Below are 25,013 nucleotides of genomic sequence, written 5' to 3' on the forward strand. Positions count from 1 at the left end.
GTCATGGTGATCAAGCAGCCATCTGGGGCGAGCGGAGCGACGGGGGGTGTTCATGCCGACAGTGGCATGGAGGACTTCGGGTATCGGGAGTCGCTGGACCGCAGCATCGGCAAGTTCGCGAGCTTCGCCGCGGGCGTCAGCTACATCTCGATCCTGACGGGCACGTTCCAGCTCTTCTACTTTGGCTTTGGCACCGCCGGTCCGGCGTACCTGTGGTCGTGGCCCATCGTGTTCGTCGGGCAGATGGCCGTCGCGCTGTGCTTCATGGAACTCGCGGCCAAGTACCCGGTGGCGGGTTCGGTGTACAACTGGTCGAAGAAGTTGGGCAGCAAGCTCGTCGGCTGGATGTCGGGCTGGCTGATGCTCACCGCGTCCATCGTGACGATCTCGGCCGTCGCGCTGGCCTATCAGCTGAACCTGCCGCGGCTGTGGAGCGGCTTCCAGATCATCGGCGACGGCACCGGTGAGTACGACTACGCCGCCAACGCCGTCCTGCTGGGCACCGTGCTGATCGCGTTCACCACGCTCATCAACGCCCTCGGCGTGAAGCTGATGTCCCGCATCAACAGCGCAGGCGTGTTCATCGAACTCATCGCCGCGGTGCTGATCGTCATCCTGCTCGCGGTGAACGTGGAGCGCGGACCGGACGTCTTCTTCTCCAGCAACGGCTACGGCGCGGGGGAAAGCGGCGGTTGGCTGGCGGCGTTCCTGATCGCCTCGCTGGCATCGGGTTATGTGATGTACGGCTTCGACACCGCGAGCTCACTGGGCGAGGAGACCGTCGAACCCCGGCGCACCGCACCCAAGGCCATCTTCCGCGCGATCCTGGCCTCGTTCGTGATCGGCGGCGGCATCCTGGTCTTCGCCGTGATGGCAGCACCCAACCTCGAGGATCCGGCGCTGGGCGAGAGCACCGGCGGACTGCAGTACATCGTCGAGCAGGTGATGTGGGGCCCGCTCGGCACCATCTTCCTGATTTGCATTGTGATCGCGGTGACGGTGTGCACGTTGGCCGTTCACACCGCGGCGATCCGGCTCACGTTCGCGATGGCGCGCGACAACGCCCTGCCGTTCGGTGAGCGACTCGCCACCGTCCACCCGAAGACCCAGACCCCGATCATCCCGGCCGTGACGATCGGCGTCATCTCGGTGATCATCCTGGTCATCAACATCGGTCAACCGAAGATCTTCACGGTGCTGACGTCGATCGCGATCATCATGATCTACCTGGCCTACCTGATGGTGACCGGTCCGCTGCTCAAGAAGCGCCTGCAGGGGCAGTGGCCGCCGAAGGACCTCAAGGAAGGCGGCTACTTCACGATGGGCCGCTGGGGGTTGCCGGTCAACGTCGTCGCGGTGGTGTGGGGCGTGGGCATGGCGCTCAACCTCGCCTGGCCGCGTTCGGCCGTCTACGGCGATCCCTGGTACAACACGTGGGGCGCGTTCGTCTACATCGGCGTGATCCTCGGCGCCGGGCTGCTGTGGTACTTCCTCAAGGGCCGCAACCACATCGGCTGCCTCGAGTCGCATGCCGCCACGACGAAGAGCGAGGCACTGCCGGATGCCTGAGGGCACGACCGAACCCGCTGCTGAATTCGACTACGTCATCGCAGGCGGTGGCACCGCAGGCTGCGCCCTGGCCGCCCGGCTGTCCGAGGATCCGTCGGTGACGGTGTGCCTGATCGAAGCCGGGCCGTCGGACGTGGACGACGACGGCATCCTGGTGCTGAGCGACTGGATGCGGCTGCTCGACTCGGGATACGACTGGGACTATCCGGTCGAACCCCAGGAGCGGGGCAATTCGTTCATGCGCCACGCCAGGGCGAAGGTGCTCGGCGGGTGCTCGTCGCACAACTCCTGCATCGCGTTCTGGCCGCCTGCCGAGGCGCTCGACGACTGGGCCGCGATGGGCGCGACGGGCTGGAGCGCCGCCGAGATCCTGCCGCTGCTAACTCGTCTCACCGAAACGGTGGGCCTGCGGGACGTACCGCCGCGGGACCCCTGCGGCTCGGCCGTGCTCGAGGCCGCTGCGCTGGCGGGTCTGCCGACGGTGGCGTTCAACCGCGGCGAGACGGTGCGCAACGGCGCCGGATGGTTCCAGATCAACGCCTCCGAGGACGGCCTGCGCAACTCGAGTTCCCGGGCCTATCTGCACCCGATCCTCGGCACCCGGCGCAACCTCGAGGTGCGCACCGACTGCTGGATCGCCGAGGTGCTGTTCGACGATGGCAAGGCCGCGACCGGAGTGCGCTACCAGCGCGCCGACCTCACCGGCTACGACGCGGTCACGGCCCGCCGCGAGGTGATCCTGTGCGCAGGCGCGATCGACACGCCGAAGCTGCTCATGCTCTCGGGCATCGGGCCGACGGCACACCTGCGCGAGATGGGCATCCCGGTGCGGGTGGACTCCCCGGGGGTCGGCGCGAACCTCGACGACCACGTCGAGGGACTGGTGTTCTGGGAGGCGGCCCAGCCGATGGTCACCAGCTCCACCCAGTGGTGGGAGATCGGGCTGTTCACGACGATCGACGACGGGCCCAACCAGCCCGACCTGATGATGCACTACGGCAGCGTGCCGTTCGACATGAATACGCTGCGGCGCGGCTACCCGACCACCGACAACGGATTCTGCTTGACGCCCAACGTGACTCAGGGCCGGTCGAGGGGAACGGTCCGGCTGCGCACCCGCGACTTCCGCGATCGTGCGCGGGTCGACCCGCGCTACTTCACCGACCCGGACGGCTACGACGAGCGCATCATGCTCGCCGGCGTGCGCCTGGCCCGCACCATCGCCGAGCAGACGCCGCTGAAGCCATGGGTGGCACGGGAGTTGGCACCGGGTCCGGAAGCGACCACCGACGACGAGATCCTCGACTACCTCCACCAGTGCCACAACACCGTCTATCACCCGGCTGCGACGGCGCGGATGGGCGCGGCCGACGACCCGATGGCGGTGCTCGACCCGCAGTTGCGGGTCAAGGGTGTCACGCGGTTGCGCGTCGTGGATGCCTCGGCGATGCCCAAGCTGCCTGCGGTGAACCCCAACATCACCGTGATGACGATGGCGGAGAAGTGCGCTGACCTCATCCGATCGAGCTGAACCGCCGGAGGATCTGGCGGCGTTCCTTGGCGCGCACACCCCGTTCCAGGGGATGTCCGACGCCGAACTGAGCGAGCTGGCCGCGGGGGCCAGCGTCGTCGAGTTCCCGGCGGGGTCGGTGGTGGTCGACTACGCCAATCGCGAGCCGGACCGCGTGTGGATGGTGCGCACGGGTCAGGTGACGTTGCAGGCGGCCGACGGCGCGATGATTGACACCGTGGGTCCGGGCGGATTGTTCGGCTACACGCCGCTGCTGACCGACGGTGACGTCGAATTCAGCGCTCGGACAACGGCTTCGAGCACGCTGCTGCGACTTCCGGACGGTCTGGTTCGGGAGCGGTTCGCCAAGCCGGCCGGCCTGGCCTACCTGGCTGCGTCGGCGTGGAACCTGGGCACGCCCGAGCGTCCCACCATCGCGCCCGCCACCGACAGCAGGCCGGTCGCCGAACTGCTCCACGGCGATGCGCTCGTACTGCCGCCCGACACCTCGGTGCGCGACGCCGTGGTCGCCATGACGGCACGGCAGGTGTCCTACGCGCTCACCCGCCTGCAGGGCGGTGAACTCGGCATCTTCACCGACCGCGACCTGCGCACCCGGGTGGTCGCGGCGGGTGTTCCCGTCGACGTGCCCATCGCCGAGGTGGTCAGTGCGCCCGCGCGCACGGTCACCGTCGACCTGACGGCCGAGTCCGTGCTGATGGAGATGCTCGAATGCGGGCTGCGGCACATGCCGGTCGTGACGGCCCGCGGCGAGGTGCTCGGCGTCCTGGAGGACGCCGATCTGCTGGCCGCGTCGGCACGGCAGAGCTTCCTGGTGCGGCGGGCGATAGGCCTCGCCGCAGATCCCGCGGCGCTGCAGGTGGTCGGGCGGCGCGTTCGGGGGATGGCGGCCGACCTGTTCCGCAACGGGACCAAGGCCTCGGCGACCAGCGCCATCCTGTCGGTGGTGGTCGACGGCATGGTGCGCCGGGCGCTGCAGCTGGCGTTGGCCGAGTCGCGGGCACCGACCGACGGGGTGGCCTGGCTGTCGCTCGGCAGTGTCGCCCGGCGGGAGGCGATGCCGTCCTCGGACGTCGACAGCGCGCTGTCCTGGCGCGACGATCTCGACCCGGCGGGTCCAGACCTGCGGGCGTTGGCGGCGCGGGTGCACGAGATCCTCGACGGCTGCGGCCTGCCCTCGGACAGCAACGGGGCCGTCGCGTCGAGCCCGACGTTCGCGCGGTCGCGGTCGCAGTGGACCGCCGCGGCGGCGGGTTGGCTCGACGATCCGCTGCGCGACCGCGGCCTCATCCTGTCGTCGCTGATGGTCGACGGCCGGGTGGTGTGGGGCGAGCCGTCACTCAACGCCGTGCCCGCCGCCTACCGCCGGATGCGCAGCGAACACCCCAACGCCCTACGCCTGCAACTGCTCAACGCGCTGTCGGAGCGGGTGCGGGCGCGTTCGCTGCGCGACGTGCTGTCCCGGCGCGGCGGCACGTTCGATCTGAAGGCACACGCGGTGACGCCGATCGTGAACCTCGCTCGCTGGGGTGGCTTGGCCGCCGACGTGACGTCCGCGAGCACGCCGGAGCGCCTACACGCGGCGGCGGACGCAGGGGCACTCTCGGAGCGCGACGCGACCACCCTCGGCGACGTCTTCGCGATGCTGCACCGGCTGCGGATGACCCATCAGGTGGCACAGGTGTCGGCGGGGCACCCGCCCGGTGACGTCATCACGATGTCGGAGTTGTCGCCGCTGAACCGCAGTCTGCTCGGCGACGGCCTGCGGGAGATCGCCGCGGTGCAGCGCAGGATGAAGGGCGCCGGATACCTGCTCGGGTGACGTCGTACCGGCAGCCGTTTACGAATTCGGCGGCGTCTGTCACGACCGACGGCCCGCGGCCACGGAACACACCCTGGGCCACTACCGCAACCTCCGACGTCGAGAACCCGTAAGCTCGGACACGTGCAACGGCGAATCATGGGCATCGAGACCGAATTCGGTGTGACGTGCACTTTCCACGGCCACCGGCGACTCTCACCCGACGAGGTGGCGCGCTACCTCTTCCGGCGGGTGGTGTCGTGGGGCCGCAGTTCGAACGTGTTCCTCCGCAACGGCGCGCGGCTGTACCTCGACGTCGGTTCGCACCCCGAGTACGCGACCGCCGAGTGCGACAGCCTGGTGCAGCTGGTGACCCACGACCGCGCGGGTGAGCGGGTCCTGGAGGACCTGCTGATCGACGCCGAGCAGCGCCTCGCCGACGAGGGCATCGGCGGCGACATCTACCTGTTCAAGAACAACACCGACTCGGCGGGCAACTCCTACGGCTGCCACGAGAACTACCTGATCGTGCGTGCCGGCGAGTTCTCCCGGATCTCCGACGTGCTGCTCCCGTTCCTCGTCACGCGTCAGCTCATCTGCGGTGCGGGCAAGGTGCTGCAGACCCCCAAGGCCGCGACGTTCTGCCTCTCCCAGCGCGCCGAGCACATCTGGGAGGGCGTCTCGAGCGCAACCACCCGCTCGCGTCCGATCATCAACACCCGCGACGAACCGCACGCCGACGCCGAGAAGTACCGCAGGCTGCACGTGATCGTCGGCGACTCGAACATGTGCGAGTCGACCACCATGCTCAAGGTCGGCACCGCCGCCCTGGTCCTCGAGATGATCGAGGCGGGCGTGCCGTTCCGGGACTTCTCGCTCGACAACCCGATCCGGGCCATCCGCGAGGTCAGCCACGACCTGACGGGCCGGCGCCCGGTGCGGCTCGCGGGCGGACGGCAGGCCAGCGCCCTGGACATCCAGCGGGAGTACTACAGCCGCGCGGTCGAGCACCTGCAGACCCGCGAGCCCAACGCCCAGATCGAGCAGGTCGTCGACCTGTGGGGCCGTCAGCTCGACGCGGTCGAGGCGCAGGACTTCGCCAAGGTCGACACCGAGATCGACTGGGTGATCAAGCGCAAGCTCTTCCAGCGCTACCAGGACCGCTACGACATGGAGCTGTCCGACCCGAAGATCGCGCAGCTCGACCTCGCCTACCACGACATCAAGCGTGGCCGCGGCGTGTTCGACCTGCTGCAGCGCAAGGGTCTGGCCGCCCGGGTGACCACCGACGAGGACATCGAGGCCGCCGTCAACGAGCCGCCGCAGACCACGCGGGCCAAGCTGCGCGGTGAGTTCATCAGCGCCGCCCAGGCCGCGGGCCGTGACTTCACCGTCGACTGGGTGCACCTCAAGCTCAACGACCAGGCGCAGCGCACCGTGCTGTGCAAGGACCCGTTCCGGGCCGTCGACGAGCGAGTGAAGCGGCTCATCGCCAGCATGTAGGGGTTGGGGGTTGCGTGTCCGGCGGACGGGGGAACCGTTGCCCGGGACTAAACTCGACCGGTGGGGATCTCCAAAGTCGAGCGGTTGATGAATCTCGTCATCGCACTCCTGTCCACCCGCAACTACATCACCGCCGAACGCATCCGCAAGACCGTCTACGGGTACGGCGACAGCCCGAGCGACGAAGCATTCTCGCGAATGTTCGAGCGCGACAAGAACGAACTGCGCGACCTCGGCATCCCGCTGGAGACCGGCAGGGTCTCCTCGATGGACCCCACCGAGGGCTACCGGATCAACCGCAAGGCCTACGCGCTGCCGCAGGTCGAGCTGACCGCCGACGAAGCGGCCGCCGTGGCGATCGCCACGCAGCTGTGGGAGTCGCCCGAACTCGTCACCGCCACCCAGGGCGCGTTGCTCAAGCTGCGCGCAGCCGGTGTCGACGTCGACGCGTCCGACAGTGACGTCATGATCAGCACCAATGCCTCGATGCCGGGCCTGCGCGGGTCCGAGGAGGTGCTCGGAATCCTGTTGGCTGCCATCGACTCCGGGCAGGCGGTCCGGTTCCAGCACCGGGCGACGCGCAGCGCCCCCTTCACCACGCGCACCGTCGAGCCGTGGGGTGTGGTGACCTACCGCGGCCGCTGGTACCTCGTCGGGCACGACCGCGACCGCGATGACACCCGCACGTTCCGGGTGTCGCGCGTCGGTTCGGAGGTTGAGGCGATCGGTCCGCGCGGCGCGGTGCGTCGCCCCGAGGGCGTCGACCTGCGTGAGATCGTGCATCGCGCGGTGGCGGAATGGCCGCCGGGCGCCCAGGCCCGGGTGTGGGTCGCCGAGGGCCGGGCCACCGCCCTGCGCCGGTCGGCGACCGAGATGGCGACCAGGACCATCGGCGGCCGGGCAGGCGACGAACTGGCCGTGGACATCGGCATGCACGACAGGCTCGCCCGCGAGATCGCCGGATACGGCGCCGACGCGTTGGTGCTCGACCCGCCTGCGCTGCGTGATGACGTCATCGAGCGGTTGAGGGCACAGGCGGGGGTGGATCGCGCATGACTTACCAGCGAGAAGCGGAGCGGGATCGCGCATGAGCCAGGTATCGACCCGCCTGGTGCGGTTGCTGAACATGGTGCCGTACTTCCAGGCCAACCCGAAGATCACGTTCGAGGAAGCCGCCCTGGACCTCGGGGTCACCGAGAAGCAGCTGCGCGACGACCTGCAGCAGCTGTTCCTGTGCGGGTTGCCCGGTTACGGACCCGGCGACCTGATCGACTTCGAGATGTCCGGCAAGACCATCGAGGTCACGTTCTCGGCCGGGATGGACCATCCGCTGCGTCTGACCTCGCCCGAGGCCACGGGCATCCTCGTCGCGCTGCGCGCGCTGCTCGAGGTGCCCGGCATGGTCGACCCGGCCGCAGCGCGCAGCGCGATCGCGAAGATCGAGTCGGCCGCGGGAACGGCTACCGGCGAGGAGGACGGCGCCGTCGTCGCGTCCGACGAGCCGGCGCCGGTGGAGAACGCAGCGGCGGCCGCGGTGCGGTCGGCGGTGCGCAACGACCACGCGCTGACCATCGACTACTACTCGGCGTCCCACGACGTCCTGACCACGCGGACCGTCGATCCGATCCGCGTGGTCCTGGTCGGCGACCACAGCTACCTCGAGGCATGGTGCCGTACGGCGGAGGCGGTGCGACTGTTCCGGTTCGACCGCATCGTCGAGGCGCGTGAACTCGACGAACCGTCGGCCCCGCCCGAGCCTGCCGTGCAGGCCGGGCCGGACACCTCGCTGTTCGACTCGGACCCGTCGCTGCCCTCGGCGACCCTGCTGGTACACCCGTCGGCGGCCTGGATGTTCGACTACTTTCCGCTGCACGTGGTGCGGGAATTGGCCGACGGGGCCTGCGAAGCGACCATGACGTACGCCTCGGACGCGTGGATGTCGCGCTTCGTCTTGGGCTTCGGCTCAGGGGTCCGGGTTTTGGAGCCGGAATCGCTGGTCGAGCGGGTGCGGGAATCCGCAGTGGCCGCGCTGGCCGCGTACGAGTCCCTTGCCGCCGAGGTCGGCGGGTAGACTCGTGCTCGACTTCTGGAGGTGACCGAATGGGTGCTCTGCAACCCTGGCATTGGTTGATCGTTATCGCAGTCTTCGTCCTGTTGTTCGGCGCCAAGAAGCTGCCGGACGCTGCGCGTTCGCTGGGCAAGTCGATGCGGATCTTCAAGTCGGAGATCAAGGAGATGCAGGCGGACGGCAAGTCCGACGCTGCGTCGTCGTCCGACGCGGCGCCTGCCACGCCGATCGCCTCCGAGCGCGTCGTCGACCCGGCACCCGCCACGGGGGCCACTCCGGCGTCCGAGCAGCCCGACAAGCGCACGGCCTGACCCACGCCTTCACCGGCCGCGACGACTCGTCGCGTCCCTAGTCGGTGTCTTCACACGATCCCGTGCGTACTCCTGGAATCATCAAGAGGCTGGACCCCCGCCGTCGCCGCGCGCGGGTCAATCCCGACGGCACGATGTCGCTCGTCGACCACCTCGCCGAGCTGCGCAACCGGCTGCTGATCGCGGCCGCGGCCGTCGTCTTCACGACGATCCTCGGCTTCTTCTGGTACACCCACGGTGTCTTCGGCACCCCCAGCCTCGGCGACTGGCTCCGGCAGCCGTACTGCGCGCTGCCCGAGTCCGCCCGCGCGACGATCGCTCCCGACGGACAGTGCCGGCTGCTCGCGACCGCGCCGTTCGATCAGTTCATGTTGCGGTTGAAGGTGTCGCTGACCGCGGGTGTCGTACTGGCCTGCCCGGTCTGGCTGTACCAGCTGTGGGGATTCATCACGCCCGGGCTGTACAGCAAGGAGCGCCGGTTCGCCTCGGTGTTCGTCGCGTTCGGCGCCGCGCTGTTCATCACGGGCGCTGTGCTCGCCTACGTCGTACTGTCCAAGGCGTTGGACTTCCTGCTCACCGTCGGTAGCGACGTTCAGGTCACCGCCCTGTCGGGCGACCAGTACTTCGGCTTCCTGATCAACCTGCTGCTCGTGTTCGGGATCAGCTTCGAGTTCCCGCTGCTGATCATCATGCTCAACCTCGTCGGCGTGCTGTCCTACGAGCGACTCAAGGCGTGGCGGCGCGGGCTGATCTTCGGGCTCTTCGTGTTCGCGGCGTTCTTCACACCCGGCTCGGATCCGTTCTCGATGCTGGCCCTGGCAGGCGCGCTGACCGTCCTGCTCGAATTCGCCATCCAGGTGGCGCGTTTCAACGACCGGCGCAAGGCCAAGCGGGCCGCCAACGAGGCCGTGCCCGACGATCAGGCCGCGCCGATCGGCCCGGTGGAGGACGTCGAGGCCCCGTCCGCCGTGCCGACACCGTCTCGCGTGAGCGTCGATGACCAAGCCACCTGAGCCGCTGGGCGGAGAGCTGGCCAGGTTCGCCAAGGAGTTGCCGTTCGCACTCGACGCCTTCCAGGTCGACGGGTGCCGCGCGCTGGAGAGCGGCCACGGCGTGCTGGTGTGCGCACCGACCGGCGCAGGCAAGACGGTGGTGGGCGAATTCGCCGTGCACCTCGCGCTCGCGGCAGGCCGAAAGTGCTTCTACACCACGCCGATCAAGGCCCTGAGCAACCAGAAGCACGCCGACCTGGTCCGCCGCTACGGCGCCCAACGCGTCGGTCTGCTGACCGGCGATCAGTCCATCAACGGTGACGCCGACGTGGTGGTGATGACCACCGAAGTGCTGCGCAACATGCTCTACGCCAACTCGACCGCGCTGTACGGCCTCTCCCACGTCGTGATGGACGAGGTGCACTTCCTGGCCGACCGGATGCGTGGGGCGGTGTGGGAGGAGGTCATCCTGCACCTGCCAGAGGAGGTGCGGCTGGTCAGCCTCTCGGCGACGGTCAGCAATGCCGAGGAGTTCGGCGGCTGGATCCAGACCGTCCGCGGTGACACCACCGTCGTCGTCGACGAGCACCGCCCCGTTCCGCTGTGGCAGCACATGCTGGTCGGTAAGCGGCTGTTCGACCTTTTCGAGGGTGGGCAGGCCCGCCCTGGCAAGCCGCAGGTCGACCGTGAGCTGTTGCGGCACATCGCGTTGCGCCGGGAGTCGGACCGGCTCTCGGACTGGGAGCCGAGAGGCCGCGGCCGTGGGCGCCGCGACCAGGGTGGCGGCAGACCGACCATCTACCGCCCGCCCGCTCGCCCCGACGTCATCGCCACACTCGACCGGGAGGGGCTGCTACCCGCGATCACGTTCGTGTTCTCGCGGGTCGGGTGCGACGCGGCGGTCAAGCAGTGCCTGCGGTCACCGCTGCGGCTCACCAACGACGCGGAACGGGCGCGGATCGCCGAGGTCATCGACCGGCGGTGCGCGGACCTCGCCGAGGTCGACCTCGTCGTGCTCGGCTACCACGAATGGCGCGAGGGGCTGCTGCGCGGTCTGGCCGCCCATCACGCGGGCATGCTCCCGGTCTTCCGGCACACCGTCGAGGAACTCTTCACCGCCGGTCTGGTCAGAGCGGTGTTCGCCACCGAGACACTGGCTCTCGGCATCAACATGCCTGCCCGCACGGTGGTGCTCGAGCGCCTGGTCAAGTACAACGGCGAGCAGCATGCGCCGTTGACGCCGGGGGAGTACACCCAGCTGACGGGCCGGGCCGGTAGGCGCGGCATCGACGTCGAGGGTCACGCGGTGGTGCTGTGGCAACCGAACGACACCAGCGTCGACCCGGCCGACGTCGCGGGATTGGCGTCCACCCGCACCTTCCCGCTGCGCAGTTCCTTTGCGCCGTCGTACAACATAACCATCAACCTGCTCGGGCACATGGGACCGGCGCAGGCGCGCAGCCTGCTCGAGCGGTCGTTCGCCCAGTTCCAGGCCGACCGGTCGGTGGTGGGTCTGGTGCGCGGCGTCGCGCGCGGCGAGCGGATGCTCGACGAGATCGCTGCCGAACTCGGCGGCCGGGACGCGCCGATCCTGGAGTACGCGCGGTTGCGCGCGGCGGTGGCGGCACGCGAACGGGCACAGTCGCGGTCGTCCCGGTTGCAGCGCCGCAAGGCGACCAACGATGCGTTGACGTCACTGCGCCGCGGCGACATCATCGCGATCGGCCAGGGCAAGCGCAGCGGGATCGCCGTCGTCCTCGAGCCGGCAGCCGACGTCGACGACCCGCGCCCGCTGGTGCTCACCGAAGAGCGTTGGGCGGGCCGCATCTCGTCGGCCGACTTCACCGGCGCCTCGGCGAAGCTCGGGACCATGACGTTGCCCAAGCGCGTCGAGCACAGGCAGCCGAAGGTCCGGCGGGACCTGGCCTCGGCGCTGCGCAACGCGGCCGCCGGACTGGATCTGCCCTCGCGCAGGCGCCGTCGCGACGCGGCGGCAGAACCCGACGTCGACCCGGAGGTGGCGCGGCTGCGCGACGAGGTCCGCGCCCACCCGGCGCACCACGACCCGAACCGCGACGAGGGCGTCCGCGTCGCCGAGCGCTACCTGCGCATCGAGCGCGACAACGCCGAGACCCAGCAGAAGGTCGCCACCGCGACCAACTCGCTCGCACGCACCTTCGACCGGATCTTGCTGCTGCTCACCGAACGTGGCTTCATCGACGGCGCGGTCGACGGGGCAGCCGACGAGGATCCGAAGGTGACCGACGACGGCCGGCTGCTCGCGCGGATCTACAGCGAGAGTGATCTGCTGGTCGCCGAATGTCTCAGGCGCGGAACGTGGGAGGGGCTGCGGCCCGCCGAGTTGGCTGCCGTGCTGTCGACCGTGCTCTACGAGTCCAGGGGCGACACGCCGGGCGCCGCACCCAACCTCGACGAATCGAGCGCGGGACTGCGGCGCGCACTCTCGGCGACCCGCCGTACGTGCAGCGAGATCCGTGCCGACGAACAGCGCCACCGACTGTCACCGAGTCGCGAGACCGACCCCGGTTTCGTTGCGGCGATCTACCAGTGGGCCAGCACCGGCGACCTGACCGCGTCGCTCGCCGCCTCGGATGCCAACGGCAGCGGATCACCGTTGTCCGCTGGCGATTTCGTCCGTTGGTGCCGTCAGGTCCTCGACCTGCTCGATCAGGTGCGAAACGCAGCCCCGTCACCGGCGCTGCGGTCCACCGCGAAACGCGCGATGGGCGACATTCGCCGCGGCGTCGTGGCAGTTGATGCAGGGTAGGGTGTTGCCAACGCCTCAGCGCAGACCGGCATGGTAGCCAGCACCAAGGAGAGACGATGAGCGGACCGCAGGGAACTGATCCGAACCAGCAATGGCCGGGTCAGCAACCGCCGCAGGGTGAACCGTCGGCCTGGCAGCCGCAGCCGGATCAGGGGCAGCCCGCGGGTGAGACCCCGGCGTGGCAGCAGCAACCCCCCGCGTACAACCCGCAGCAGTACCCGCAGGGCGAGCAGTACGGGCAGCCCCCTTCGGCTTACGGGCAGACGCCGTACCAGCCCCCGCAGACCGAGCAGTACGGCCAACCGCAGTACGGGCAGCCTCCGCAGTACGGCCAGTACGGAGCGCCGCAGTACGGCCAGCCGCCCCAGTACGGTCAGCCGCAGTACGGGCAGCCCGGCCAGTACCCGCAGCAGTACGGTCAACCGACGCAGCAGTACGGCCAGCCGGATCAGCAGTTCTCGCCGTACCCGCCGCCGGGCTCCGAGGCCGGCTCGAAGAAGTCGATGAAGCTCCTGCTCGCGGTGGCGGGCGGCATCGTCGCGCTCATCGCGATCGTGATCGTCGTCCTCGGCTTCTTCACCCCGGGCTGGTTCGTCGAGAAGCGGCTGGACGTCAATGCCGCTCAGACCGGTGTCGCGCAGGTGCTCGGTGACGAGGCCAATGGCTACGGCGCGAAGAACGTGTCCGACGTCAACTGCAACGACGGCGCGAACCCCGAGGTCAAGAAGGGTGACACCTTCACCTGCGAGGTGAGCATCGACGGCACCAAGCGGCAGGTCACCGTGACGTTCCAGGACGACGACGGCACCTACGAGGTCGGCAGGCCCAAGTAGGTCGCAGGCGTCAGTTGGGAAGCGCGTCGAGCGCCTTCTGCAGCCGCCCGACCGACGACACCACGCCGTATTCGGCAGCCAGTTCGGCGACCTTGCGCGGGTGACGCGCCGACAGCGGCAGCGCGTCGAAGTCGTTCGACATCCGCACGGGCGCGTCGTGTGCCACCTGAACCACGGGTATGGCCGCGGTGATGTAGTCGGCGGCGCCGAGCAACTTCTTGCGCTGTGCGGTCGGCAGCTTCGACTTGGGGTCGTTCGCGGCAGCCAGGATCGCCTCGAGTGAGCCGTGCTGCGCCAGCAGCGTGGCCGCGGTCTTCTCGCCGATTCCCGGTACGCCGGGCAGACCGTCTGAGGGGTCGCCGCGCAGCAGTGCGAGTTCGGCATAGGCGGGCCCGGCACGGCCGACCGGCACTCCGTAGGTCTCGGCGACCTCGGCAGGCCCGTAGAGGACGGCCTTCGTCAGTCCGCGGCCGATGTAGAACACCCGCACGGCCACGTGTTCGTCGCCGACGAGTTGCAGCAGGTCGCGGTCACCGCTGACGACGACCACCGGGTCGGTGCGTTCCCTGGTGGCCAGCGTGCCGAGCACGTCGTCGGCCTCGTAGCCCACCGCACCGGCGGTGGTGATGCCGAACGCGTCGAGCATCGCCATGATCATGTCGACCTGCGGGGTGAGTTCGTCGGGAACCTGCTCGACGTCGGGTTCGTCGGCCTGGACCTCTTCGACGCGGTGCGCCTTGTAGGAGGGGACGAGGTCGACGCGCCACTGCGGACGCCAGTCGAGGTCGAGGCAGACGACCAGGCGGGCCGGCCGGTGCGTGGTGACGAGGGTGGCGACGCTGTCGAGGAAGCCGCGCAGGGCGTTCACCGGCCTGCCGTCGGGGGACGTGATGGACGACGGTACGCCGAAGTACGAGCGGAACCACATGCTCGCTCCGTCGAGGAGTAGGACCGGTGCGCTCACCCGAGTGACAGTAGCCTCGAGGGCATGGACTCCGGGCGATTCGGTACCGACGTGTATGCACGACGACTGCAGTCGGCGGCCGATGCCGCCGCAGCGGCGGGTCTGGCCGGCCTCGTCATCACCCCCGGTTACGACCTGCGCTACCTGCTGGGTTCGCGGGCGCAGACGTTCGAGCGCCTCACCGCCCTGGTGCTGCCGGCCTCCGGTGACCCGACGGTCGTGGTCCCGCGGCTGGAACTGGCATCGCTGCGCGAGTCGGCGGTGCCGGAACTGGGCCTGGCCGTGCGGGATTGGGTGGACGGTGAGAATCCGTACCGCCTGGTCGCCGACGTGTTGGGCGGTGGGCCTGACTCGAATCCCGGGTCGCTTCGCTCCTGCCCGCCGATCAAGACCGCGGTCACCGACGCCATGCCCGCACTGCACCTGCTGCCGCTCGCCGACGTGCTCGGCGCGGTGCCGATTCTCGCCACCGACGTGCTACGCCGGCTGCGGATGGTCAAGGACGCCGCCGAGATCGATGCGTTGCGCAAGGCGGGTGCGGCGATCGACCGCGTCCACGCCCGGGTGCCCGAGTTCCTGGCGCCGGGCCGCACCGAGGCCGACGTCGCCGCCGACATCGCCGAAGCCATTGTGGCCGAAGGGCATTCGGAGGTCGCGTTCATCATCGTCGGGTCCGGCCCCAACGGCGCCGACCCGCACCACGAGTGCTCCGACCGCGAATTGCGGGAGGGCGACGTCGTGGTGGTCGACATCGGCGGTCCGTACGAGCCGGGCTACAACTCCGACTCGACGCGCACCTACAGCATCGGCGAGCCGTCGCCGGAGGTGTCGCGGCAGTACGCCGTGCTGCAGCAGGCGCAACGGGCTGCGGTGGCCGCGGTGCGGCCAGGCGTCACCGCGGAGCAGGTCGACGCCGCAGCGCGTGACGTGCTGGCGGCCGAAGGGCTCGCCGAGGTCTTCGTGCACAGGACCGGTCACGGCATCGGCCTGTCCGTCCACGAGGAGCCCTACATCGTGGCGGGCAACGATCTGCCGCTGGAGAGCGGGATGGCGTTCAGCGTCGAACCCGGAATCTACTTCCCCGGACAGTGGGGTGCTCGGATCGAGGACATCGTGGTCGTCACCGAGGACGGTGCGCTGTCGGTGAACAATCAGCCGCACGAACTGGTCGTGGTGCCGGTGGCCTAGTCGCCGCGTCGGCGGAGCCGACTACTCACCGGAGCGGTCGAGCAGCTCCGAGGAGCCGAGTACGCGTTCGACGCGCACCTCGATCACGACGCGCCGGGGGTTGACCCGGGGAGTGCGGTACCGCTGGGCGTAGCGCAGCTCGGCGTCGCGCACGGCGTCCGGTTCGTCCTTCACCGTCGACTTGCCCTCGAGCGACAGCCAGCGCGCGCCGTCGACCTGGCTGAGGACGGCCACGCCGCGCTCGGCTGCGTTGACTGCCTTCTGTGAGCCGCCCGTGGTGATCACCCGGGCGACGTGCGTCTTGGGGTCGAAGGTGAACCCGACGGCCACGACGTGGGGTGAATTGTCCGACCGCAGCGTGGTCAGCATGGCGAGATGGCGTTCGGTGAGGAACGCGATCGCGTCATTGGTCAGCCGGGTCGTTGCCTTGCGACCAGAAGTAGCCATCGGGGCTCAATCTAGCGCAGGACATAATCACGACCATGGACGACACGACGCGCACGGTGGTGATCTTCGGCGGCCGCAGTGAGATCGGCGTCGAGCTGGCGACGCGACTGGCCCGGGGCGCGACCGTCGTCCTGGCGGCGCGGCGGGCCGATCAGCTCGCGGTGGAGTCCGACGCGCTTCGAGCGGCCGGGGCGGCGGCGGTGCGGACGGTGGAGTTCGACGCCGACGACCTGGCCTCGCATCCGCGCGTCGTCGCGTCCATCGTGGCCGAGCACGGCCGCATCGACACCGCGGTGGTGGCGTTCGGCATCCTCGGCGACCAGGCCCGCGCGGAGCGGGATGCCGCGCACGCCGCGGCGATCGTGCACACCGACTTCACCGCGCAGGTCAGTCTGCTGACGGTGCTCGCGGACACCATGCGGGCCGCCGGTGGCGGCGACATCGTGGTGTTCTCCTCGGTCGCCGGTGCGCGGGTGCGCCGCGCCAACTACGTGTACGGCTCGGCCAAGGCGGGGCTCGACGGGTTCGCGCGCGGTCTGACCGATGCGCTGCACGGGTCGGGGGTGCGGGTGCTGCTAGTCCGGCCGGGTTTCGTGATCGGGCGGATGACCGAGGGCATGTCGCCCGCGCCGCTGTCGAGCACGCCCCGTCAGGTCGCCGAGGCGACGGCCGCCGCGCTGGCCAAGGGGCGTAGCGAGGTCTGGGTGCCGCGGTCGTTGGGCCTGCTGGTGGTGGCGCTGCGGTTGCTCCCGCGCGGGGTGTGGCGGCGGTTGCGGCGATGAGCGCTTGCGCGAAGAGCAGAGTGGGCCGATGAGTATGGGTCGCATCGTGGTCGTCGGCATCGGCGCCGACGGCATGGCAGGGCTACCGCCGGCGTCTGCCGACGAATTGCGCCGCGCGACCGTGGTATACGGCTCGCCGAGACAACTCGACCTGCTCGACGATTCGGTGTCGGCGGACCGGAGGCGGTGGCCGTCGCCGATGCTGCCAGCGCTGGTCTCGCTCTTCCAGGAGGCCCGGTCGGACGTGCACGTGGTCGCCAGCGGCGACCCGATGTTCCACGGCATCGGGACGACGCTGACGAAGTACTACGGCGTCGGCCGGGTCACCGTGTTGCCCCACGTGTCGTCGGTGACGCTGGCCTGCGCCAGGCTGGGCTGGGCGGTACAGGACGCCGAGGTCATCAGCCTGCTGACGGCGGCGACGCCGAGCGCGGTCCGCCGGGGCGGGCGTTCGATCGTGTTGAGCCGCAACGAGTCCAGCGCGGCCGAGTTGGCTCGGCTGCTGACCGCGACCGGCCGCGGACAGTCGGTGCTGACCCTGCTGGAGCAGCTGGGCGGGCCGCAGGAGAGCATCCGGTCGGGCACCGCGCTGGAGTGGTCGACCCGACCGCCGGACGACGTCGACCCGCTCAACGTGGTCGCCGTGGACTACCGGCCCGACGAGCGGATCCTCACGACGCTGCCCGACGACGCGCTTGCCCACGACGGCCAGCTGACCAAGCAGTCGATGCGCGCGGTCACGATGGCGGCGCTGGCGCCTCGTCCCGGAGAGCTGCTGTGGGACGTGGGCGCCGGCTCGGGCAGCATCGCCATCGAGTGGGCCAGGGGCTCGAACAGGTGCGATGCCGTGGCCTTCGAGCGGGACGAGGCACGCCGGGAGCGGATCACGGCGAACGCGAAGGCGTTCGGTGCAGCGGTCGAGGTGCGTGGCCCCGCGCCGGAGAGCTTCGAGGGCGTGCGGGCGCCCACGGCGATCTTCATCGGCGGAGGGCTCACCCATCCCGGGGTGCTTGACGGCTGCTACTCCCATCTGATGGGAGGCGGGCGGCTGGTGGCCAACGCCGTGACCATCGAATCCGAAGCAGTTCTCGCGCAGTGGCATTCGAAGCACGGCGGGGAGATGCGCCGGTACCAGCACTACCGCGGTGAGCCGGTCGGCGGCTTCACCGGGTGGCGCGCGGCGATGCCCGTCACGCAGTGGACGATGATCAAACCGTGACGGTCTACTTCATCGGGGCTGGCCCGGGCGCCGCCGATCTCATCACCGTGCGGGGCCAGCGTCTGCTCGGTCGGTGTCCGGTGTGCCTCTACGCCGGGTCGATCATGCCCGACGATCTGCTCGCGCTGTGCCCGCCGGACGCGCGGGTGGTCGACACCGGGCCGCTGACCCTCGACCAGATCGTCGACGAACTGACCGAGGCACACGCCGCCGGTCTCGACGTGGCCCGGCTGCACTCCGGTGACCCGTCGCTCTACAGCGCGCTGGCCGAGCAGTGCCGCAGGCTCGACGAGCGCGGCGTCGACTGGGAGGTCGTGCCCGGGGTGCCGGCGTTCGCTGCCGCGGCAGCCGCGCTGGGGCGGGAACTGACCGTCCCCGGTGTCGCGCAGACCGTCACGCTGAGCAGGGTGTCGACGCTGTCGACGGCGATGCCCGACGGTGAGGATCTGCGCACGTTGTCCGCTCCGGGCGCCACCCTGGTGCTGCACCTGGCCGCTGCGCAGATCGACGCGATCGTGCCCGAGCTGGTGGCCGGCGGGTACCGGGCCGAAACCCCCTGTGCGGTGGTGGCCTTCGCCAGCTGGCCGCAGGAGACGGTGATCCGGTGCACGCTGGCCGACGTCGCCGAGCGGATGAAGGCCGAGGGCGTCACCCGGACGGCGGTCATCGTCGTCGGCGACGTCCTCGCCGCCGAGGGCTTCACCGACAGTTACCTGTACTCGACCGGCAGGCGCCGGGGGAGTCGGCACTAGTGCGCCTGCTGCTTCTCGGCGGCACCGGCGAGGCCCGCGCGCTGGCGGCTCGGCTGCACCCGGACGTCGACGTGGTGAGTTCGCTGGCCGGTCGGGTTCCCGACCCCGCGCTGCCGGTCGGGACGGTACGCATCGGTGGCTTTGGTGGGGCCGCCGGTCTGCGGACATGGTTGCGCGACAACGACATCGACGTCGTGGTCGACGCGACGCATCCGTTCGCCGCGACCATCACCGCCAACGCGGCGCAGGCGTGCCGCGCCGAAGGCGTCCCGCACGTGGTGCTGGCCCGTCCGGCGTGGCCGCCCGGCGCCGCCATCGTCGTGGACTCGGACAGCGACGCCGCGCGGGTCGTCGCCGAGCGCGGGTGGGAGCGGGTCTTCCTCACCACGGGTCGATCCGGTACCCGGGCGTTCGTCGACGTCGACGCGTGGTTCCTGATCAGGGCGGTGACCGCTCCGGAGTCCAGCTCGCTGCCGCGACGACACGAGCTGGTGCTGTCGCGCGGGCCCTACCGTGTCGGCGACGAGCGGGAACTGTTGCAGCGCTGGCGCATCGACGCGCTGGTCACGAAGAACAGCGGCGGCGACATGACCAGGGCGAAGCTCGAGGCGGCCGACGACCTCGGTGTGACGGTGGTGATGGTGGACCGTCCCCGGCTGCCCGACGGCGTCGAGGTGGTCTCGACGGTCGACGACGCGGTGCGGTGGGTCAGCGCGCGTCGATGAGTGCCAGGCTGTCCAGGTCGCGGATCGCCTGGCAGCCACGTTCGAGCATGACGCGCATCATCTCGTCGCCGCGTTCGGTGTTGCTCGTGAAAGCGCAACCGAGGGTGGTGATCAGCGGCGCCTGCAGCATGCCGAGCCGGTAGTCGCGCCAACACGCGTCGCGGTCGTAGCCGGTGATCCCGTAGCCGAGCAGTTCGTCGTGATAGGCCGCCACCAATTGCTCGTCGAGGTCGGCGCGCTGCTCGGGGAGCAGGCTGGTGGCCGTGAAGTAAGCCAGGTCCCGGGCGGGCAGACCGGCACCGAGGGTCTGCCAGTCGACCACCGTCACCTCGGTGCGGTCCGGTGTGAACAGCAGGTTGTCCAGCCGGTAGTCGCCATGCATGAGCGAGAACCGGCCAGGTTCGGACAGCAGCCACGGCGTGGTCAGGGCCATCGATTCCGTTGCCGTCGCGCGGTTCTCGGCGCTCATCCGGTCGCCGAGGCGGTCCAGCGTGATCTGCGTGGCCATGATCGCGACGTCGCCGAGGCCCTTGGCGGCGTCGCCCGTCGCCATCGACATGACCAGCCCGGGGAATTCAGCCCATTTCGGGTCGCACCACGTCGGGCCGTGCAGGCCGGCGAGAGCCCGCACGGCGAGTTCGGCCTCGACTCCGTCGCATCCGCGGATCTGGTCGCCCTGGACCGCGGGTGCCATGTCGGCGAGCAGCAGGACGATGTCGCCGCCGTCGTCGGAGATGTCGCAGTAGTAGTGCCGGGGGATCGGCACGCGGACGGCGTCGGCGACGTGAGTGTAGAAGGCGTGCTCGGCGCGGTAGCCCAGTGCCACTCGTTCGCGCACGGTCTCGTCCTGTGATGGCAGCTTGACGGCGAACGTGGTCGGCAGGTCGCGTTCCTGCTCGCCGGAGTAGGTGACCGTGAGGCGGTACGTCGCCCCGGTCTGCCCGGTGCCGATCGGTGCGGTCTCCACCGTCGTCACGTCGGCGCCCAGTGCGGTGCTCAACCATTGCGGCGTCACGTCTTCGGGGCAACGCGGAATGGCGGCGGCCGTGGTCATGGGGCCGGACACTAATCGGCCCGCTCGACAGCTGTCAACGATTCTCGACGGCAGTCATGGACCCATATTCAACACTTTGTGGAGACGGATTCAACATTTTGTTGTAGCGTCGCGCAGATCACACCTTGGAGGTTCCGATGCGATCATCGTCGCTCATCAGTTCACCGCTCCGCGTGCTGTTCGCCGGAGCCCTCATCGCCGGCGTCACCGCATGTGGTAGCGGTGTCGGCAGCGACACCGCAGGAGAGTCCGCCGCAGGCGGCAGCCAGTCGGCGATCCCGGACAACGCCTCGCTGATCTCCGCCATCGAACCGGATGAGGCGCTCGCCGCGCGGCTACCGGCGCCCGTCGCGCAGGCCAAGACCGTCAACGTCGGGTCCAACGTCCAGTCGGCGCCCAACAACTTCTACGCCGCAGACGGCACGACGCCGATCGGCTACGAGGTCGACCTGGCCAAGGCCATCGGCCGCAAGCTCGGCGTCGACATGGCCTACCAGGACATGGCATTCGGCTCGTTGATAACCAGTCTGCAGTCGGGCCGCATCGACATGACGATCGCCGGGATGAACGACACCAAGGAACGCCAGCAGCAGATCGACTTCGTCGACTACTTCTCCTCCGGCATCACGATCATGGTGCAGAAGGGCAATCCCGAGGGCATCACCGGTCCCGACGCGTTGTGCGGCAAGAACGTCGCAGTCGTGCAGGGCACCAGCCATCAGACGTTCGCCGCGGCGCAGAGCGAGAAGTGCGTCCAGGCGGGCCAGCCCGCGGTCACGGTGACCGCCACCGACAGCGACACCCAGAACCAGAACCAGCTCCGCACCGGGCGCGTCGCGGCGATCCTCAACGACCTACCGAGTGCCGCCTACATCTCCCGCACCGCCGGTGACGGCAACACCTTCGAGGTGGTACCCGGTCCGCCGATCGAAGGCGGCCCGTACGGCATCGGCTTCGCCAAGACCAACGCCGGCCTTCGCGATGCGGTCAACGAGGCACTCGGCGAGCTGATCAGCGACGGCACGTACCTGCAGATCCTGCAGAGCTGGGGCGTCGAACAGGGCGCACTGAAGGAGTCCGCCATCAATGGCGCATGACGCACCCGCTCAGGCGCTGCCGATAGTCCGGCTCCGGCACTGGGGCCGCTGGATCAGTGCCGTCGTGATCGTCGGCCTGCTCGCAGCGCTCTTCGTCGCGCTGTCCGAAGCGCGCATCGACTGGGCCTCGGTGCCCGACTTCGTCGTGTACCGGGTGATGCTCCTCGGTCTGGTCAACACGGTGCTGCTCGCCGTCATCGCGCAGTCGGTCGCCATCGTGATCGGCATCGTCATCGCACTGATGCGCCGCAGCGCGAACCCGGTGGCGAAGGCGTTCGCCGCGGGCTACATCTGGTTGTTCCGCGGGTTGCCCGTGCTCCTGCAGATCCTCATCTGGTACAACCTGGCGCTCGTGATCCCCAGGATCTCGATTCCGTTGCCGTTCGGCGGATCTCTGATCGACGAGCCCACCAACGTGCTCGTCAGCGCGTTCACCGCGGCGCTGCTCGGACTGGCGCTCAACGAGAGCGCCTACATGGCCGAGATCGTGCGCGCAGGCCTCAACAGCGTCGACAGCGGGCAGACCGAAGCCGCGAAATCGATTGGCATGGCGCCGAATCTGACGCTGCGCCGGGTGGTGCTGCCACAGGCGATGCGGGTGATCATCCCGCCGACGGGCAACGACTTCATCGACATGCTCAAGGGCACCTCGATCGCGTCGGTGATCGGCGTGACCGAACTCCTGCACGCGTCCAACAACATCTCCTCGCACAACCTGCTGGTGATGGAGACGCTGTTCGCCGCCGCGATCTGGTACATGGTGGTGGTGACTGCGGCAGGCATCGGACAGCATTACTTGGAACGCACCTTCGGCGCTGCCGAGCGCAGTGTCGCCGCCCAAGCCGCCAAGGCGTTGCGAGCCATCCCGTTGACGAGGGGCGCCCGTGTCTGAGCCGCTGCTGAGAGCCATCGGCGTTCGAAAGAGCTACGGGCACACCGAGGTCCTGAAGGGCATCGACCTCGACGTACGCCGCGGTCAGGTGGTCTGTCTGCTCGGCCCGTCGGGAGCAGGCAAGAGCACCTTCCTGCGCTGCCTCAACCATCTGGAGACCATCGACGCCGGCCAGGTGTGGGTGGACGGCAAGCCCATCGGATTCGAGCTGCGCAACGGCAAGCTCTACGAGCTGCGCGAGCGCGACGTGGCCAAGCAGCGCCGGGACATCGGGATGGTGTTCCAGCGATTCAACCTGTTCGGCCACCGCACCGCGCTGGAGAACGTCATCGAGGGACCCATCCGCGTGCTCGGCGTCGCGCCCGACGTCGCCCGACGGGAGGGCCGCGAACTACTCGACCGCGTCGGACTCGGCGAGCGCGGGGATGCGTACCCCGCGCAGCTGTCCGGCGGCCAGCAGCAGCGCGTCGCGATCGCACGCTCGCTGGCGATGAAGCCCAAGCTCATGCTGTTCGACGAGCCGACCTCCGCGCTCGACCCGGAACTGGTCGGGGAGGTGCTCGCCGTGATGAACGCGTTGGCCGCCGACGGCATGACGATGGTCGTCGTCACCCACGAGATCGCGTTCGCTTCCGAGGCCGCCGACGAGGTCGTGTTCATGGCCGACGGCGCGGTCGTGGAGACGGGTCCACCCGAGCGCATCCTCAAGGCGCCGGAACACGAACGCACGCGCCAGTTCCTGGCCAGGGTGCTCGCGTGAGACCCATCTCGCCGCGCTACCTGTTGCAGTTCGCCGAGCCGGCCGGCTACCTCGACTTCGCCCGCTTCGGGCCGCCGTCGCATGCCGTGCTCGACGCCACGGCCCGACTCCTCGAGAAGGCGACGCATGCCGGGCCGTCCACCGTGGACGAGCTGATGAGGGAGGAGACGCGCGCCAAGGCGGCCGCGGCTCGCCTGTGCGGCAGCGACATCGACCACATCGTCCTGCAACCGCACACCAGCCTCGGCCTGTTGCAGGCGGCGTTCAACGCGCCGGGTGGCACCGTGCTGGTGTCGGCGGCGGAGTTCCCGGCCAACACCTACCCGTGGGCGCGTGCCGAGCAGGCGGGGCGCCTGTCGATGCGCCGTCTGCCGGGTGGCTACGTCACGGCGGATCTGGTCGCCGAGGCGCTCACCGACGACGTGTCCATGGTCTCGGTCAGTGCCGTCGACTACCGCACCGGCTACCGCGCCGACCTGGCCGCACTCCGCGAGGTCGTCGGCGACCGATTGCTCGTCGTGGACGCCATCCAGGGCTTCGGCGTGATCGAGGCGCCGTGGGAGGTGGCCGACATCCTGGTCACCGGCGGACAGAAGTGGCTGCGGTCGGGCTGGGGGACCGGGTTCGCGATGCTGTCGGACCGTGCGCTGGAACGGATGGATCCGGTGCTCTCGGGTTGGACCGGCGCGCGCGATCCCGGACTGTTCGACGAGACGATCCATCCCGCGGACACCACCGCTGCGGCGTGGTCGATCTCGAACCTGAGCCCCGTCACCTCGGGGGCGTTCGCGGCGGCGCTTGAACTCGTCGAGGAGGCAGGCGTGGCCTCGATCGCCGAGCACGTCGCGGCCCGGGTCGAGATGCTCGAGGACGTCCTCCTGACCTACGGGGCACACATCGTCTCGGCACGCGAGCGGCGGGCGGGCATCCTGGCGTTCACGTTGCCAGGGCATGCACCCGAGCAGATCGGTGCCGCCATGAACGCGGCGGGGATGGCGGCAACCGTTCGGCCCGAACACGTTCGGCTGTCGCCACACGCATCGACGTCGCTCGACGTCGGCGACCGGCTCAGGGAGGTCCTCGTCTCGCTGACGCAACCGCACCGGCCCGCGTCCACGCCACACCCTGTCGTGGCGGGCAGCGTCACCCACGATCTGCTGGCGTCGATGGTCCCCACGGTGCACGGGCTGGCGGCCATGCTGGGTCCCGGCAACGAGGTGCTGCTGCACGACCTCTCGCGGTTGCCCGACTCGATCGTGGCCATCGCCGGCGACCTCACGAACCGCACGGTCGGCGGACCGATGACCGATCTGCTCCTGGGACTGATTCGCCGCGGCACCACCCAGGACCTGATCAACTACCGAACCAACGGACCGGACGGACGGCCGATCCGATCCTCGACCCTGTTCCTGCGCGACGCCGATGGTGCCGCGGTCGGGTGTCTGTGCGTGAACAGCGTCGTGCCGGAGGCCGTCGCGTCCGACGTTCCCGAACGCGACGAGAGCTTTCCTCCGGACGTCGACAGCCTCCAACGGTTCCTGGTGGACGGTGCCATCGCCAAGGTGGGGGTGCCGACGGTGCAGATGAAGAAGCACCACAAGGCCGCGGTCGTCCGCGAACTCGACGAGGCCGGTTTCTTCCTGATCAGGGATTCCGTGGACCACGTGGCGGGACGGCTCGACGTCACGCGCTACACGATCTACAACTACCTCAGCGAGATTCGGGGCTGACGCTCCG

22 protein-coding genes are annotated in these 25,013 nt (G+C 69.5%); 19 read left to right on the top strand and 3 right to left on the bottom strand.

What is annotated here, in order from left to right:
* Window positions 1-3 precede the first annotated feature (3 nt).
* From G6N61_RS02665 to G6N61_RS02710, 10 genes are all read left to right on the top strand, one after another.
* Window positions 4-1,569, top strand: a complete 1,566-nt coding sequence (locus tag G6N61_RS02665; RefSeq protein WP_163917077.1) for an APC family permease — start codon at window positions 4-6, stop codon at window positions 1,567-1,569.
* A complete protein-coding gene (locus G6N61_RS02670; RefSeq protein WP_163917079.1) occupies window positions 1,562-3,100 on the top strand; it encodes a GMC family oxidoreductase in 1,539 nt (512 codons plus the stop codon). The genes G6N61_RS02665 and G6N61_RS02670 overlap by 8 nt, the downstream gene beginning before the upstream one ends.
* 52 nt (window positions 3,101-3,152) lie before the next feature.
* The gene (locus G6N61_RS02675; protein WP_163917081.1) at window positions 3,153-4,922 is read left to right on the top strand and encodes a putative nucleotidyltransferase substrate binding domain-containing protein; all 1,770 of its coding nucleotides are present in this window, start codon (window positions 3,153-3,155) and stop codon (window positions 4,920-4,922) included.
* 123 nt (window positions 4,923-5,045) lie between these two features.
* Window positions 5,046-6,404, top strand: a complete 1,359-nt coding sequence (pafA, locus tag G6N61_RS02680) for a Pup--protein ligase (protein WP_179973554.1) — start codon at window positions 5,046-5,048, stop codon at window positions 6,402-6,404.
* A 60-nt stretch (window positions 6,405-6,464) separates the two neighbouring features.
* On the top strand, window positions 6,465-7,460 hold the full coding sequence (locus G6N61_RS02685) for a helix-turn-helix transcriptional regulator (RefSeq protein ID WP_163917083.1): 996 nt from the start codon (window positions 6,465-6,467) through the stop codon (window positions 7,458-7,460).
* A gap of 31 nt (window positions 7,461-7,491) precedes the next feature.
* Window positions 7,492-8,475 carry a helix-turn-helix transcriptional regulator gene (locus G6N61_RS02690; protein WP_163917085.1) on the top strand — a complete coding sequence of 328 codons (984 nt, stop codon included), beginning with the start codon at window positions 7,492-7,494 and terminating at the stop codon, window positions 8,473-8,475.
* Window positions 8,476-8,504: 29 nt separating this feature from the next.
* Window positions 8,505-8,783 carry a Sec-independent protein translocase subunit TatA gene (gene tatA / locus G6N61_RS02695; protein WP_163917087.1) on the top strand — a complete coding sequence of 93 codons (279 nt, stop codon included), beginning with the start codon at window positions 8,505-8,507 and terminating at the stop codon, window positions 8,781-8,783.
* A gap of 62 nt (window positions 8,784-8,845) precedes the next feature.
* On the top strand, window positions 8,846-9,796 hold the full coding sequence (tatC, locus tag G6N61_RS02700; RefSeq protein WP_163917089.1) for a twin-arginine translocase subunit TatC: 951 nt from the start codon (window positions 8,846-8,848) through the stop codon (window positions 9,794-9,796).
* A complete protein-coding gene (locus G6N61_RS02705; RefSeq protein WP_163917091.1) occupies window positions 9,780-12,563 on the top strand; it encodes a DEAD/DEAH box helicase in 2,784 nt (927 codons plus the stop codon). The genes tatC and G6N61_RS02705 overlap by 17 nt, the downstream gene beginning before the upstream one ends.
* A 56-nt stretch (window positions 12,564-12,619) precedes the next feature.
* Window positions 12,620-13,396, top strand: coding sequence for a DUF4333 domain-containing protein (locus G6N61_RS02710; protein ID WP_163917094.1), 777 nt, complete (start codon window positions 12,620-12,622; stop codon window positions 13,394-13,396).
* Window positions 13,397-13,406: 10 nt separating this feature from the next.
* On the opposite strand, the gene G6N61_RS02715 is transcribed toward G6N61_RS02710, so the two are convergent.
* Window positions 13,407-14,360 carry a 5'-3' exonuclease gene (locus G6N61_RS02715; protein ID WP_163917096.1) on the bottom strand — a complete coding sequence of 318 codons (954 nt, stop codon included), beginning with the start codon at window positions 14,358-14,360 and terminating at the stop codon, window positions 13,407-13,409.
* 24 nt (window positions 14,361-14,384) lie between these two features.
* Between G6N61_RS02715 and G6N61_RS02720 the strand changes: the two genes are divergently transcribed.
* Complete coding sequence (locus G6N61_RS02720; protein ID WP_163917098.1) at window positions 14,385-15,548, top strand: M24 family metallopeptidase; 1,164 nt, start codon at window positions 14,385-14,387, stop codon at window positions 15,546-15,548.
* A 21-nt stretch (window positions 15,549-15,569) separates the two neighbouring features.
* On the opposite strand, the gene G6N61_RS02725 is transcribed toward G6N61_RS02720, so the two are convergent.
* Entirely contained in the window at window positions 15,570-15,995 is a 426-nt protein-coding gene (locus tag G6N61_RS02725; protein ID WP_163917101.1) for a F420-dependent biliverdin reductase, read from the bottom strand.
* A 35-nt stretch (window positions 15,996-16,030) separates the two neighbouring features.
* Here G6N61_RS02725 and G6N61_RS02730 point away from each other — a divergent pair, with 35 nt between their 5' ends.
* The 4 genes from G6N61_RS02730 to G6N61_RS02745 are packed head-to-tail and all read left to right on the top strand — an operon-like array spanning window position 16,031 to window position 19,473.
* Window positions 16,031-16,777 carry a decaprenylphospho-beta-D-erythro-pentofuranosid-2-ulose 2-reductase gene (locus G6N61_RS02730; RefSeq protein ID WP_163917104.1) on the top strand — a complete coding sequence of 249 codons (747 nt, stop codon included), beginning with the start codon at window positions 16,031-16,033 and terminating at the stop codon, window positions 16,775-16,777.
* 34 nt (window positions 16,778-16,811) lie between these two features.
* Window positions 16,812-17,996 (top strand): precorrin-6y C5,15-methyltransferase (decarboxylating) subunit CbiE, encoded by a 1,185-nt coding sequence (cbiE, locus tag G6N61_RS02735; RefSeq protein ID WP_163924552.1) that lies wholly within the window; start codon window positions 16,812-16,814, stop codon window positions 17,994-17,996.
* The gene (gene cobM / locus G6N61_RS02740; protein WP_163917106.1) at window positions 17,993-18,748 is read left to right on the top strand and encodes a precorrin-4 C(11)-methyltransferase; all 756 of its coding nucleotides are present in this window, start codon (window positions 17,993-17,995) and stop codon (window positions 18,746-18,748) included. The genes cbiE and cobM overlap by 4 nt, the downstream gene beginning before the upstream one ends.
* The gene (locus G6N61_RS02745; protein ID WP_163917108.1) at window positions 18,748-19,473 is read left to right on the top strand and encodes a cobalt-precorrin-6A reductase; all 726 of its coding nucleotides are present in this window, start codon (window positions 18,748-18,750) and stop codon (window positions 19,471-19,473) included. Before cobM ends, G6N61_RS02745 begins: the two co-directional genes overlap by 1 nt.
* On the opposite strand, the gene G6N61_RS02750 is transcribed toward G6N61_RS02745, so the two are convergent.
* Window positions 19,457-20,527, bottom strand: coding sequence for a phosphotransferase family protein (locus G6N61_RS02750; RefSeq protein WP_163917110.1), 1,071 nt, complete (start codon window positions 20,525-20,527; stop codon window positions 19,457-19,459). The genes G6N61_RS02745 and G6N61_RS02750 overlap by 17 nt on opposite strands.
* Before the next feature lie 137 nt (window positions 20,528-20,664).
* Between G6N61_RS02750 and G6N61_RS02755 the strand changes: the two genes are divergently transcribed.
* The 4 genes from G6N61_RS02755 to G6N61_RS02770 are packed head-to-tail and all read left to right on the top strand — an operon-like array spanning window position 20,665 to window position 25,006.
* The gene (locus tag G6N61_RS02755) at window positions 20,665-21,624 is read left to right on the top strand and encodes an ABC transporter substrate-binding protein (protein WP_163917112.1); all 960 of its coding nucleotides are present in this window, start codon (window positions 20,665-20,667) and stop codon (window positions 21,622-21,624) included.
* Window positions 21,614-22,516 (top strand): amino acid ABC transporter permease, encoded by a 903-nt coding sequence (locus G6N61_RS02760; protein ID WP_163917114.1) that lies wholly within the window; start codon window positions 21,614-21,616, stop codon window positions 22,514-22,516. The genes G6N61_RS02755 and G6N61_RS02760 overlap by 11 nt, the downstream gene beginning before the upstream one ends.
* On the top strand, window positions 22,509-23,276 hold the full coding sequence (locus G6N61_RS02765; RefSeq protein ID WP_163917116.1) for an amino acid ABC transporter ATP-binding protein: 768 nt from the start codon (window positions 22,509-22,511) through the stop codon (window positions 23,274-23,276). The genes G6N61_RS02760 and G6N61_RS02765 overlap by 8 nt, the downstream gene beginning before the upstream one ends.
* Entirely contained in the window at window positions 23,273-25,006 is a 1,734-nt protein-coding gene (locus tag G6N61_RS02770; protein WP_163917118.1) for an aminotransferase class V-fold PLP-dependent enzyme, read from the top strand. The genes G6N61_RS02765 and G6N61_RS02770 overlap by 4 nt, the downstream gene beginning before the upstream one ends.
* Window positions 25,007-25,013: the final 7 nt, after the last annotated feature.

This window comes from Mycolicibacterium arabiense (genome assembly GCF_010731815.2).
In the GTDB taxonomy this organism is placed as follows: Bacteria; Actinomycetota; Actinomycetes; order Mycobacteriales; family Mycobacteriaceae; genus Mycobacterium; species Mycobacterium arabiense.